Source organism: Dinoroseobacter shibae DFL 12 = DSM 16493 (genome assembly GCF_000018145.1).
In the GTDB taxonomy this organism is placed as follows: Bacteria; Pseudomonadota; Alphaproteobacteria; order Rhodobacterales; family Rhodobacteraceae; genus Dinoroseobacter; species Dinoroseobacter shibae.
The window spans coordinates 80,765-94,694 of sequence record NC_009956.1; the positions used below are offsets into that span (position 1 = coordinate 80,765).

Sequence of the window (13,930 nt, forward strand, 5' to 3'; positions counted from 1 at the left end):
GATCGGACAGGACAGCCGGTTTCTGTCGCAGCGCAGCATTTAGGCGGAAGGTGTGCCTCGGGGCCGGTACGGGCCGTCCTGGCGGGGGGGCGTGGGGCGCCCGGCGGCATTGGCCTGCGCCCGGGCCTGGATCCAGGCCCAGCTGCTCGCGCACATCTGCGCCAGGTCCCGTTTCGCCTCGAACCCCAGCAGCGCGCGGGCACGCTCCACCGTGGCGCAATAGATCGGCACGTCGCCCGGGCGGCGGTCCACGATGCGGTAGGGCAGGGCGCGCCCGCAGGCCGCCGAGTAGGCCGCGACCATCTCCAGCACGGAATATCCCCGCCCGGTGCCGAGGTTGACCAGGTGGCTCTCGCCGGTCTCCAGCAGGGATTTCAGCGACAGCACATGGCCCTCGGCCAGATCCTCCACATGGATGTAGTCGCGCACGCCGGTGCCGTCGGGCGTCGGATAGTCATCGCCGAAGACCTGCAGATGGGGGCGCTGGCCCATGGCGACCTGGGCGATGTAGGGCATCAGGTTGTTGGGGATGTCCGACGGATCCTCCCCGATCAGCGCCGAGCCGTGCGCGCCCGCGGGGTTGAAATAGCGCAAGGTGCCGAAGGCCCATTTCGGGTCCGACGTCGCGAGCGCGTCGAGGATCAGCTCCCCGGTGATCTTGGTCAGCCCGTAGGGGTTCATGTGCCGGTGGGGCGCGGTCTCGGGCGTCGGGGTGACATCGGGGATGCCGTAGACCGTGGCCGAGGAGGAAAACACCAGCCGGTGGACGCAAGCGGCCTCCATTTCCTGCAACAGGCCCACGAGGCCCGTGCAGTTGGTCTCGAAATACGCCAGCGGCATCGCCACGCTTTCGCCCACCGCCTTGCGCGCGGCGAAATGGACCACCGCGTCGATCCGGGTCTCGGTGAAGAGCCGCGCCAGCAGGCCCCGGTCCAGAACCGAGCCTTCATAAAGCCGCACCGGCGCGCCGGTGATCAGCTCCAGCCGGTCGGGCACATCGCGGGCGGCATTGGAGAAATCGTCCAGGATCACCACCTCGAACCCGGCCGCCTTCAGCGCCACGTAGGTGTGCGAGCCGATATAGCCCGCGCCGCCGGTCAGAAGGATGGTCTGGGTCATGAAAGCCTTCGGGGGTCAACGCAGTGGGGATGCTGCCCTTCTGCCGGGGGGGCGCGGCTGGGTCAATGGGCGGGGCCGTGTCGGGGCGGGGGCGTGCCGGAGGATGTCGGCGGGGTGGTGGTTTGTGGCGGCTGCAGGCGATGGGGAATGCCCACCGCGTCGAAGAACCGGCAAAAGGCGCTGAAATAGGCTCTTTGCCGGGTGTTGAACCGGTCCGGATCGACCCGGGCCCACAGGGCGCGCGGATCGATCCGGCCGGCCTGGCGGACCTGCGCGAAGGGCAGGGCCGGAAGCCCCGCCTGGCGGGCCATTTCCTGCGTGCGGCTGTCATGGGTCAGCAGCAGCGCGGGCGTGCCCGCCAGCAGCGGCGCGATGACCCCGTGCAGCCGGGTGCCGATCACCAGGTCTCTGCCACGGGCCCAGTCGATCCAGTCCGGCGCGTTGCCGAAGATGCGCAGACGCCGCGCCGCCCAGGCCGCGGCCTCGGCCCGGTTGGGCCCGTCCAGGGTCAGATCCACATCCAGGGCTCGGGCCAGGTGCGGCCAGTCGGCCTCCTGCGCGGTCCCGCGGGCCAGCCGGACCAGGGGCAGTTCGGTCTGGGCCACGTACGCGGCCCCCAATCGCCGCGTCTCACCCAGCATGAAGCGGGCGAGGTCCATCCGGGGGCCGTCGCGCTGCGGCGGCAGCAGCCCGTTCAGGCCCAGCCGCAAGGGGCCGTCGCCCGGCGCGCGCGCGATCGCCGCCGGCCGGTCCAGGTGATAGAGCAGCGAGGGGCATCCGGTCACCGTCACGTTGGAGATGCCGTAATGGTCCAGCACCTCGGCGCTGAAATCGCCCCGGACCGAGATCGCGCCGCTGCGCTCGGAGACCACCGCCAGCAGCCGCCGTGTGCCCGCGGGCAGTTCGGGAATGCGCCCGTCCTGGGCCTGGGCGCCGAGGCCCACCAGCACCGTGGGCTTGTCCACCTGTTCGATCAGCGCGGCCATCTCGCCGAGATCCCGCCCGGGCTGCAGCCAGTTCGCCGCCGCGATCACCACGCCGTCACAGGTCTCGCGCAGGCGTGCGAAGGCTTCCGGCCCGGTGATGTCGAAGTCTGCGCCCCGCACCAGCCGCCGCAGGGCGGCCGAGAAGATCAGGTTGCCGGTATTCTGCCCGGTCGCGTCGAGGAACGCCTCCGGCGCCCGGGTGGCGTCGTCGCCGGGCAGGGGCGAAATGGCCGAGATATAGGGTCTTTTCATGGGAATTTGCGCGGGCCGCAGATCCCTGACCGGGTGTTGGCGTGCCCGCAAGATTTTCTGAAATTTAACATAACCTTGATTACCTGACAGGCTTTCGGAACCGGGTGGGAGCACGCCCGCAGGGCCACGCCTGTCGGCAACCAATGGGTTGTCTCGGGGTGCGATCCTGCCACGGGTGCCGCCGACACGCAACTTGGCCCGCAAGATCGCTGCCGCGGCGCAGGTCGGTGGCCCGGCCCGGATTGCAGGCCCCTCGAACGCACCGGACATCCCCGTGCCCCGCCCGCTTGGGGGGCTTCGCGTGATGGCGTCCCCCGTGTTCGATACCTGCTTGGAGCTGGGGCGGTCGGGTGCCGCGCCGCATCGAAAACAGGGTCTTTTCGGGGCTTTTTCGGGGTCTCTGCTCCGCCCGGGTCGGCTCCGACCGGTCGGACTCAGGGCGTGACGGGAAGGGTGTCGATCGGGATCGCCAGGGCCCGGGGGCCGTCCGGGGTGGTGGTCACCGCCGACAGGACGCCGCGGATGGCAGGGCCGGTGGGGGTCATGACCAGAAGCGGCGCACCGCTGTCGCCTTGCATGGCGGCACAGGAGGTTGCGAGGATTTCCGCCCCGCCCGCCCGTGCACTTTCGAGCGGACAGGCCCGGGCGCGGCTCAGCACATGGGGGCGCAGGCCCGCATAGCCGGCCAGCGTGATTTCGCCCGCGGCCTCGGGCCCGGCCAGCGGCAGCGTGCCGACCGTGGCCCCGAGGGGCGCGTCCAGCACCAGCACGGCCCAGTCCGTGGCCACCGCCCCGTGAAAGACCGGGCTGTCGGGATCGTGGACCGGGTCGAGCACATATCCCGTCACCCCCGCCACGCCGATCCCGGTGCTGCGCTGGTATCCCGCCACGAAGCGCAGGCTTTCGGGCGGCAGCCAGCGTTTGCGCGCGGCGTTGTAGAGGCAATGGGCGGCGGTCAGCACCCGGTCCTCGGCCACCAGCGTGCCGGTGCAATGGCTGCGTTGGCTCAGCCCGCCGAAATTCACCCTTCCGATGGCCGACCAGGGCGGGGCGGCGGCGTCGAGGATCTCGCGGGCGCGGATCGCGGCACAGCCCGCGCTCTGGCGCTGACCCAGGGCACAGATCGCGCTGAGCCCGGGGCGGTAGACCCGATCGTTTCCGGGGTCCGGCGCCGGAGGCGCCTGCGCCTGGGCGAGGCCGGTGAGACAGAGCAGAAGAACAGCGACCAGACGCAGCATGAACCCTCTCTTGGATGCGGTTTCCCGCGCGGCAGTCGGCCACGGGTGTACTGTCCGGGCAGCATACAGCCCGGCACAGTGCCGTGCTGACACGAGGACCTTACCCGAACCTGCCGGGGAAACCGCCAGGTTCCCATTTTTCGAAGCATAGCCGGATCACCTTCTCGAGGAAACGCTCCGGCGGCCTGTATGCAGAGGCGGACATGTCGATGCAGACCATACCCGAGGGCCAATAGCCCGAGGTCTTCCGCTCGGCACCCAGCCACGCTGCATGGGTTGCCTGCTGGCTGCAAGGCCAGCTCCGGAAAAGAATAAATTTTTCCGAAATAGACACAGAGACACCAAAAGAAAGCGCCTCTCAAGCCGTGTGGATCCGCGAAGAGATAATCTTCGCGCCGAGGAAACCACATGGCTCAATTTTCCGAAATTACCGCAGACCACTTTGGTATGATCTACACAGGAAATATGCCAAACCGCGTAAGTCTCGAAAACTTCATAGAAATCACGAACTATACCGGGATTGAATCGATCCGATGGCCTGGAGGAACCCTGTCAGAGATCGGATTCAGGAATGCGGGCGATGAAAATTATTATGACCTGACAGCAGACAATCTCCTGGAGAATCAATCGGGTACTGGCGCAATCCCTGCAGGGCTTTCCGAGATATTAAGCGTCGCTGTAGAAGAGGATCTCGGAGTTTCAATAATCATTCCTACACTTTGCTACACTGATCCTATTAAGAATGGAATGATGGAATCGCCCAATCTTGACCTTGCATTTCAAGAATATTACGATTTCTTGGAGAAGCTCTTGGTAGAGAAGGCCTGGGGCAAGGTTCCTGCGAATTTTACGCTTGAAATCGGGAATGAGGCGTCTCTTCATTTTGGAGAAAACCAAGATAAGTATGGGCAAATAGCCAATACGTTCCTCGCGGCCTATGACAAGATTCTGGGCGACTATGCGATGGACGATCCAGTCGATATAGCGATTCAAATGGGTATCAGTCAGAACCAGAGCATGAACCAGATCGTGATTGCACAGATCGATGACGATTTCAGTCACCATATCGATGCTGTCCGCAATCATGAGCTCAACAAGAACCACGGTCTTTCATGGGACAAGGGGTGGGCAGGGCTGAACGATGCGTCCAAGCAATATTTCGATGAATGGCTTGAAAAGACCGGTAAGGATGAGCGCAGTCTCGATCATTATGTCTCTGCCTGGAATACGGGAACACCAACCGTAAGGGATCAAGACGGAAATGTGAAGGAGCCGGATCCGATTGCCGACGATTACGGCATGAAGGAACTGAGTGCAGTTGTTGAAATGTTTGCGAACTTCAGCCTTCTTGGGGTCGATAAAGCCTCTCATTGGGGTGTTGCCGTCTCAGAAGCTCACCCGAACGAAACATCTTCCGTGAACAGGGACGGATCTCTCAATTACACGCCCAAAGCGGAAGTGATACGGCTTGTCCACGAGAGCCTGATCGGAACGACGCTGTCCCATGACATTACCAAAGATGCCGATGGCAACCAGATCCGCGCAGGATATTTCAGGTCGGATATCGATGGAGAAAATGATCCAACGCCATATCGGGTTTTCCTCTTCGAGGATGACAGTAAATACGTCATGTTCATTGCGGCAAATCGTTTCGAAATGGCCGAGACCGATGTCGAGATGGAAGTTGAAATAATCCTGTCGGATTATATCGGCGATCCGGATGTCATCGGTTTTGCGTGGAGCGAGCAAATTACGGTCGATGATCCCGTCTTCAACTTTTCCGACACGCTTGATGAAACGTCCGTGCTTGCCACGCGGCACAGTATTCAACATTGGGATGAGGGGTTTACGGTAAATCTGTCTCAGAATTACGAACTCGTGCGAGTTATCGCGTCAAAGCAATCTCCTGGTAAAGGAAATCTCCATCTTTGGGGAAGTGACGCAGGTGATGCTCTTCAAGGCGGGGGTGGAAGCGACACCCTGGAGGGCAACGCCGGAACGGACATGTTGTTTGGCGCAAATGGCGGTGACATTCTGCGCGGCGGCGCAGGCGACGACACGCTGTTGGGTGAGGCTGGCGACGATGATCTGCAGGGTGGGGATGGCGCAGATATCCTCCACGACGGTGACGGTCGGGACGATTTGCGTGGTGGCACCGGCGCGGATCTGTTCGTGCTGGCTGCCGATGGTCTGGAAGACGTGATTTGGGATTTCAACCCCGAAGAGGACCAGCTTGATCTATCTGCATGGACGACATTGCGAGCGACGTCGCAAATTACTTTCGAAGCAACTTCCACGGGTGCGCGTTTGCTCCATGGCAACGAGGTGCTGATACTCCACAGCTCCGGCGGCACGTCCTTGGATCGCACGTTCCTGCCGAGCATTTGGCTGCTGAATTCCCGGGAAGTGCCATTGCCCGACACAGTGCCTGCAGTATTCGAACAGGCAGGAGCCCCAATGCCGCGCGCATTCCAAGCCAACGCGGTTCATGGCAACGACCATTACAACATCACGGGCAATGGCACGGATGAGAATGTGCGCGCCGGAGCCGGGCGTAACCTGCTGGTCGATGGGGCGGGCGCGGACCGGATGGTTGGAAGCGCGGGGGCCGATATTTTCGTTCTTGTTGCCGATGGCGCTCTGGACGAGATTGTCGGTTTCAATCCAGATGAGGACCGGCTCGACCTGTCTGGCTGGGAGATGCTGCGCAGCACCATGCAACTTTCTATTGCCGCCATCGAAGACGGGGCCCGGATCACCTATCGCGATGAAACCTTGGTGCTGCGCAGCGTGGACGGTGCGCCGCTTGATCCGGGCGTGCTTGCCGGGCTCGACATGCTGGAGCTCAGCCGGGTGCCGATCTTGCCGACGGTGTTGCAGGAGTCGTTCCAGGGTAGCTCTCTCGAGGAGTTGCTGGAGGGAAATGCCGGGGTCAACATCTTGCGCGGCCGGGCTGGCAATGATCGGCTAATGGGTCACGGCGGTGACGACTGGATCGAAGGTGGGATCGGCGCGGACACCCTGGAGGGCGGGGCCGATGACGATCTGTTGTTTGGCAATGCTGGCCACGACACCCTGCTGGGCCAGAGCGGCAACGACTTCCTGGAGGGCAATGCAGGCAATGATCTGATCCGCGGTGGTTCGGGCCATGACTGGCTGACCGGGGGCCAGGGCAACGATCACCTGTTGGGCGAGATCGGCGACGACATCCTCTGGGGCCTGGGCGGCAGCGACACTCTGGAGGGGGGCGACGGCGCAGATCAGCTAGAAGGTGGCGATGCCAATGATTGGCTGTTCGGGGATGCGGGCAATGACACGTTGAATGGCGGGGTCGGGTTCGACTGGCTCGACGGCGGTGACGGCAATGACATCCTGACCGGACTGGAAGGGTTCGACAGCCTCTTTGGCGGCGCGGGCGATGACAGCCTGTCGGGCAATGCGGGTAACGACCTGATCGAGGGCGGCGCGGGCGATGACACCCTGCAGGGTGGCCAGGGGATCGATGTGCTCCGCGGCGGCGCAGGCAACGACCTGATCCGCGGCCAGACCGGGTTCGACGAGCTCTTCGGTGGGGCGGGCAATGACACTCTGCAGGGCGGTGAGGGCAATGACCGGCTGGCCGGCGAGGCGGGCAACGATGTCCTGACCGGCGGGATTGGGGCGGATGTGTTCGTCTTCGATGCAGGCACCGACGTGATCACGGATTTCTCGCTCATGGTGGACCGGCTGGCGCTGGACGGCGCGGCGCTGGGGATCGCAGGGCTGGACGGGGCGACCGTGCTGGAGCGGTTCTCCCAACGGGACGCGGAGGGGGTTCAGCTGCGCTTCGAGACGGGCGACGGGCTCGATCTGGAGGGGGTGTTCAACCTCACCCGGCTGGCGGACCTGATCGATATCTTCTGAGCATGCCCGCCGGATACCGCTCTGCCCTGTCTCCGGGACTCATTTGACCGCAATTCAGTAATTTCTTTATTCTCTCGGCACATGATCTTGTGTGGTGCCTGTATTCGAGATTCCCCAGAAGGAGATTCCCATGACAACCTATAATGTGCGCGGCATTGCCGTGACCTATGACGCTTTCGTGGGCTCTGATCTTCCGATCAATCTTGGCAGCGCCATCCTGCAACTCACCGGGTCGGACGGGGCGACGTTCAGCTACGAGCTGGGCACGCCGCCCGAGCCGGGTGCACCGCCCCGGGCCGTTCTGGACACCAGTGAGATCATCGGCGCCCGGCTGTCCGGGGAGCCGCTGGACAGCGAGGAGGAGTTCATCCTGAACCTGCGCTGGCGGGATGGGCCCATAACCCGAGAGACAACGGTTCTGGTTCTCTATGTCGAGGACAGCCCGGAATTCGGGGTGGACACCGATTACATCTTCTACCTGGGCGGTGCCCCCCTGCCCGAGTTGCGGACCGTGCAGGACTGGGAGGCTTTCGACGACACCATCCTCAGCATCGCACCCCCCACGTCGGGACCCTTCGCGCCCGGCGCCGATATCGTGATCGAGGACCTGCCGAGCCTGCTCGGCCCTACCAAGACCTTTACCCTGCAAGGCACCATGATCGTCTATGACGATAATGTCGGTTTCGGCGAGGCCGACGATGTGATCCCCGCCGAGGTGGTGTTCACCGCCCCCGAGGATGCGGTCTTCAGCTACACGGTCGAGGAAACCGGCGATCCGGACACACCGTTCATCTTGACCCTCGACAGCGGTCAGATCCTCGGTGCCATCTTCAATGGAAATCCCGATATCGAGATCGCCGGAGAGCTGTTTCTCGACGTCACCTGGCAGGACGCGGGCAACGTCACCCGCGAGACCACGGTGCTTGCCCTGTTCGGCTTCGATCCGGACAATTTCTTCGTGAGTTTCGACTATATCTTCTACCTGGACGGGCACCCCCTGCCCGACTTCCAGACCGTTCAGGACTGGGAGGATTTCGACGACAGTGTCACCGCGGTCGATGTCCCCTCTTCCGGCCCCTTCGCGCCGGAGACCGACATCGCGCTGGCGGATCTCTTCGGGGTGGTGGTGGCCGATGCGCCCGGCAACATCATCCTCGGCACGGAAGGCGACGACAATTCCGACCTGCCCCCGGGCGAGGACATCTTCGGCACAGATCTCGACGACGATATCCGGGCGCTGGCGGGCGACGACTTCATCAACGTCAGCTTCGGCTTCGACCTCATCGATGGCGGGACCGGCTTCGACGTCATGAACTACGAGGGCAGTGGCCCGGTCTTTGTCAACAACACCGGAGCCACGGTGATCGATGACTGGAACGGGGAGGAGGCCGAGGTCGGCCCCTTCCAGGTTCTCAAAGGCTTCGGCGGGTTCGAGGGCGTCGACGGGTTGACCGACATCGAGGCCTTCGAACTCAGCCAGTTCCACGACGTGGCCTATCTGGGCGACAATGCCGACGGGCTGACCTTCGCTTATGACCTGGCCGGGGACGACAAGGTGGTCGCCGCCCAGTCCGGCCTGACCGCGACGACCTTCATCGCCGGGTCCGGCAACGATATGTTCATCGGGTCCTCCAACCCGTTCGATTTCCTCGATTACGGCGAACAGGCCGAGGACGACGATGATGCGGCAGGCCCTGCCTTCCGGGGCATTTTTGTCGAGTTCACTGGCGGCGGCAACGGCACGGCCACCGATCCCTGGGACGGGTTCGACATGTTCGAGGGGATCGAGTTTGTCGGCGGCACCCGGTTCCAGGATATCTTTGTTGGGGACGAGACCGACAACATCTTCCACGGCGAGGGGGGCGACGACATCTTCATTGGCGGCGCGGGCAATGATTTCATCGATGGCGGCCCGGGCGAGACCGAGGACGACGAGGATTTCGACACGCTGATCTACGCCAACGAGACCGGCGAGGCAGGCATCTTCGCCGATATGGGTACCGGGCTGATCGTCGACACCTTTGGCGATACCGACACGGTTGTCAGCATCGACCGGGTCATCGGTACCATGGACGAGGACGTCTTTGTCGGCTCGGATTTCCAGGACTTCATCCAGTATGTGGGCCTGGCGGGCGAGGACGTGTTCTTCGCCGGGGCGGCCTACGAGACCCTGCGCTACCGGGAGGACGACGATTTCGGCGCGCTCCACGGGGTCTATGTGGACCTGGCGGCAAACTTCGCCATCGACGGCTTCGGCGACGAGGACACGATCATCACCGATGACGGTGAGATCGACCGCGTCCGCGGCTCGGACTTCAACGACGTACTGGCCACCAGCAATGTAGGCGCGCGGCTCGAGGGCGAGGACGGCGACGACTTCCTCAAGGGCAGGCTGGGCGAGGATCGGCTCGAGGGCGACGCAGGCAACGACACGATCCTCGCGGGCGCAGGCGACGACCAGCTCAGCGACGGGCGCGGCTTTGACTACCTCAATGGTGGCGCGGGTTGGGACCTGTTCTTCCGGGACATCGGGCAGGACTTCGAGGATTTCTCCTGGACCCCGGTGGTCGACCTGACAGAAGGCAAGTTCTTTGATCCTTCCGAGGATCCCGCCCTATTCGACATCCTGGAGAATATCGAGGCGGTCTCACTCGAGGGCAATTTCAACATGACCCTGATCGGGGATGACGGGGACAACTTCCTCGAATCCGACGCCGGCAATGATCTGCTCGAGGGCAATGGCGGCGATGACGAGCTTGATGGCGGCGATGGGGACGACACGCTCAATGGCGGGGATGGCAACGACCTGCTGTTTGGCGGCGAGGGCAATGACGGCCTCTATGGCGACGCGGGCGATGACGAGCTCTATGGCGAGGCGGGCGACGACACGCTCGAAGGCGGCGACGGCGACGACTACCTAAATGGCGGCGGCGGCAACGACGTGATCAATGGGGGCGACGGGGACGATTTCATCGACATTGGCGGCTCGGGCGTGGCCACGGTGGATGGTGGCGAAGGCTGGGACACCTATTTCGTCGACCTGACCGGGTTCAACCCGGGCGATTTCATCTACGAGCTGAACCTGATCACCGGCTATGCCGGGGTCTTTGGCAACCCGTTCAACTCGGATTTCGTCGCGGATGTGGAAGAGATCCTGGTCGAGGGCGACCTCGAGACGCGGCTCACCGGCACCAATGAGCGCGAGATCTTCAATGGCGGTGACGGCAATGACGAGATCACCGGCAATGGCGGCGATGACGAGCTGATCGGAAATGACGGCAACGACACCCTGATCGGCGGCGACGGGCGCGATTTCCTGGCCGGCGGCGATGGCGACGACACGCTCGACGCCTCCACGGGCGCCGCGAGCACCCAGGGCTTCGGGGATTATATCCGCGCGGGTCTGGGCTCGAACACGATCATCGGCCATGCGGCCCTCTTCGCCGCGGGCGAAGGGATCGACATCTCCTACGCGGACCTCGCGGGCATCGGCGGGGTCACGATCACCGTGGGCGCAAACGGCACCGGCACCACGGTCAGCGGCACGCCGGGCCAGGTGGATGATACCTTCACCTTCGCCCATTACTTCGAAGGCTCCCGGGACGGCGACACCTTCACCGGCTCGAACAATGCCGATTTCGAGGGCTGGGTCGGTCTTGACGGTGCGGATGACTTTGACGGTGGCGGCGGCTTCGACGTGCTATTCTACGACACGGACGAGGCCTATGGCGGCGCGGGTGGAATCATCGCAACTTTCGCCGATGGCGCCGGCACGGTCGAGGACAGCTGGGGCAATCTCGACACCTTCACCGATATCGATGAGATCGTCGGCTCGCAAAGCGACGATGTCATGGAGGCCACAGGCAGCACCGGGGTCCGCTTCGACGGCGAGGATGGCGACGACCTCCTGATCGGCACGGACGCGGACGATGTCCTCAGGGGCGGCGATGGCGATGACGAGATCCACGCCGGGCTCGGCACCGACGAGATCGATGGCGGCGAAGGGTCCGATACGCTGGTCACCGATGTCACCGGCCTCGGGCCGGACCAGATCACCGTGGATCTCGACCCGCTGGCGGGCTCGCAGACCATCGCGGGCGAAGGCCCCGGCGCGGCCGATACCCTGGTGGGGACCGAGAACTTCACCCTGACCGGGGACTGGGACGCGACCGTCATCGGCTCGGACGCGGCCAACATCATCACCACCGGCGGTGGCGCGGACGACATCACCACCGGACTTGGCCGCGACACGGTCAATGCGGGCGCGGGCGACGACGTGATCGACGCCTCCGCCGGGGATCTCGCCTCCGAGGGCTTCGGCGATCGCATCCGGCCGGGTCTCGGGTCGGACACGGTGCTGGGCTCGGCCACGCTCTATGCCCAGGGTGGCGGCATCAACCTGGCCTATTTCGACGTCTCGGGCGTGAGCGGGCTCACCATCACCGTGGGGGTCAACGGCTCCGGCACCGTGGTCAGCGGCACCGCCGGGCTGGTCAACGACAGCTTCACCTTCGCCGATGTCTTCGGCGGCAGCCAGGACGATGACGTGATCACCGGCACCGACCGGGCCGAGTACGAAGGTTTCCAGGGCTATGGCGGCAACGACGTGATCGACGGGCGCGGCGGGTTCGACGAGGTCTATTACCTCAATGCCTCCGGCGCGGTGCAGATCAACCTGCAAAACGGATCGGTGACCGGGGCCGACGGCACCGATACGCTGCTGAACATCGAGAGCATCTTTGCCTCGCACCATGACGACACGATCCAGGGCAGCACTGCGCGCGATCAGGTCAACGGGGGCGACGGGGATGATGACATCAACGCCCGCGGCGGTTTCGATCTGATCGATGGCGGGGCCGGCAATGACACCATCAATGGCGGGGTCGGGTCCGATGTCCTGAACGGGGATGGCGGCAATGATACGATCATCGCCGGGGACGGGTTCGACGAGGTCGATGGCGGCGCTGGCGATGACCTGCTCAAGGGCAATGCCGGCAACGACTTCATCGCCGGCGGCGCCGGGGCCGACCGGATCGAGGGCGGCATCGGGCGCGACATGCTCCATGGCGGCGATGACGACGACGACATCTCGGGCGCCGAGGGCTTCGACGAAATCTTCGGCGATGCCGGAGATGACCTGCTCAGGGGCAATGCCGGTAATGACACGATCGAGGGCGGCGCTGGCGACGACCGGATCGAGGGCGGCATCGGAGCCGATACCCTCCGCGGCGGGGTGGGCAACGACGAGATCGTGGCCTCCGAAGGCTTCGACGCGCTTTTCGGCGAGGATGGGGACGACACGCTTCTGGGCAATGCCGGCAATGATCTGCTCGAAGGGGGCGCCGGTATGGACGCGCTCTTTGGCGGCCAGGGGGCCGATACGCTGCGGGGGGGCGATGGCGACGATATCCTGCGCGGTGAAACCGGGGCCGATACGCTGATCGGCGGGGTCGGAGATGACGAGCTGCGCGGCGGTCAGGGCGGTGACCGGCTCAGTGGCGGGGCGGGCAATGATATCCTCGTGGGCGGCTCCGGCGCGGATGTGTTCGTCTTCGAGGGCGGGGTGGACACGATCACCGACATGTCGCTGATCGTGGACCGGATCGAGATCGACGGGGATGCGCTCGGCATCGCCGGGCTCACCGGCGCGCAAGTGCTCGACCAGTTCGCCGAAGCGATCGGGCCCTCGACCCAGATCGTGTTCGACGCGGCCAACCGGATCGACCTGCAGGGGGTGACTAACCTCACCCAGCTCGAAGGCCTGATCGAGGTGATCTGAGCGCCACAGGGCTAAGGCCCTTGCAAGGGCCTTAGCCCCTGCCCTACCGCGGCGATCAGCGGCGCGGCGGGGGGACGCACTCCAGCCGAGCCATCCGGTCGCGCCACACCGCCGGCAGGCCCGCGCGCCCGAACCGGGCCTCGGCAAAGGCATATTGCGCCCGCAGCCCGTCATAGAGCCGGGCCTCGGCCTCTTCGGGCAGGCGCAAGGGCCGACCGGGATTGGCCACCTTGTCCGGCGCGGCCGTCACCGGCGCGATCCCCAGGAAGGCACAGATCCGGTCGGCGCTGGCCTGGCAGAACAGATCCTCGAAAAACAGCGTCAGAAGCTGGGTGTCGCGGGTCTCGACCGGCAGGGCATTCTCGAGCTTCTCCAGGGTGCGGGCGTAATCGGCCCGGTGGATATTCTCGATCTTGTCGGTGCGGTGCCGCTCGCGCACCCAGGCCAGACAGGCCGCCTCGAAGTCGGCGGGATCCTCTGGCGCCTTGGCCCGGGCGGCCACGCCCATGCGCACTTGGGACCACAGGCGGTCCACCGGGTCGCGCATCAGGAACAGGAACTTCGCCGGGGCCACGCGCTGCATCTCCTTGTAGATGATCGTGTTGAGCACCCCGTAGGCCGGGGTGATGTCGCAGATCACCTTTTGGTTGCGG

General features: G+C 64.4%; 6 protein-coding genes. 2 read left to right on the plus strand and 4 right to left on the minus strand.

Going from position 1 to position 13,930, the window contains the following annotated elements:
• Positions 1-39 precede the first annotated feature (39 nt).
• The 3 genes from galE to DSHI_RS19525 form a co-directional block, all read right to left on the minus strand.
• Positions 40-1,119 carry a UDP-glucose 4-epimerase GalE gene (galE, locus tag DSHI_RS19515; RefSeq protein WP_012187259.1) on the minus strand — a complete coding sequence of 360 codons (1,080 nt, stop codon included), beginning with the start codon at positions 1,117-1,119 and terminating at the stop codon, positions 40-42.
• A 62-nt stretch (positions 1,120-1,181) separates the two neighbouring features.
• Positions 1,182-2,357 (minus strand): polysaccharide pyruvyl transferase family protein, encoded by a 1,176-nt coding sequence (locus DSHI_RS19520; protein ID WP_012187260.1) that lies wholly within the window; start codon positions 2,355-2,357, stop codon positions 1,182-1,184.
• A gap of 434 nt (positions 2,358-2,791) precedes the next feature.
• Positions 2,792-3,595 carry a trypsin-like serine peptidase gene (locus tag DSHI_RS19525; RefSeq protein ID WP_012187261.1) on the minus strand — a complete coding sequence of 268 codons (804 nt, stop codon included), beginning with the start codon at positions 3,593-3,595 and terminating at the stop codon, positions 2,792-2,794.
• A 408-nt stretch (positions 3,596-4,003) separates the two neighbouring features.
• Here DSHI_RS19525 and DSHI_RS23015 point away from each other — a divergent pair, with 408 nt between their 5' ends.
• On the plus strand, positions 4,004-7,498 hold the full coding sequence (locus tag DSHI_RS23015) for a calcium-binding protein (protein WP_012187262.1): 3,495 nt from the start codon (positions 4,004-4,006) through the stop codon (positions 7,496-7,498).
• 130 nt (positions 7,499-7,628) lie between these two features.
• Positions 7,629-13,277: a calcium-binding protein gene (locus DSHI_RS23020; RefSeq protein WP_044029447.1), complete on the plus strand. Its 5,649-nt coding sequence runs from the start codon at positions 7,629-7,631 to the stop codon at positions 13,275-13,277.
• Positions 13,278-13,332: 55 nt separating this feature from the next.
• Here DSHI_RS23020 and DSHI_RS19540 read toward each other — a convergent pair whose 3' ends face one another.
• Positions 13,333-13,917 carry a sulfotransferase family protein gene (locus DSHI_RS19540; protein ID WP_012187264.1) on the minus strand — a complete coding sequence of 195 codons (585 nt, stop codon included), beginning with the start codon at positions 13,915-13,917 and terminating at the stop codon, positions 13,333-13,335.
• Between the last annotated feature and the right edge of the window lie 13 nt (positions 13,918-13,930).

Coding starts and splice junctions, on each gene's coding strand:
- galE (WP_012187259.1), bottom strand. CDS start 1,119: ATGACCCAGACCATCCTTCTGACCGGCGGCGCGGGCTATATCGGCTCG.
- DSHI_RS19520 (WP_012187260.1), bottom strand. CDS start 2,357: ATGAAAAGACCCTATATCTCGGCCATTTCGCCCCTGCCCGGCGACGAC.
- DSHI_RS19525 (WP_012187261.1), bottom strand. CDS start 3,595: ATGCTGCGTCTGGTCGCTGTTCTTCTGCTCTGTCTCACCGGCCTCGCC.
- DSHI_RS23015 (WP_012187262.1), top strand. CDS start 4,004: ATGGCTCAATTTTCCGAAATTACCGCAGACCACTTTGGTATGATCTAC.
- DSHI_RS23020 (WP_044029447.1), top strand. CDS start 7,629: ATGACAACCTATAATGTGCGCGGCATTGCCGTGACCTATGACGCTTTC.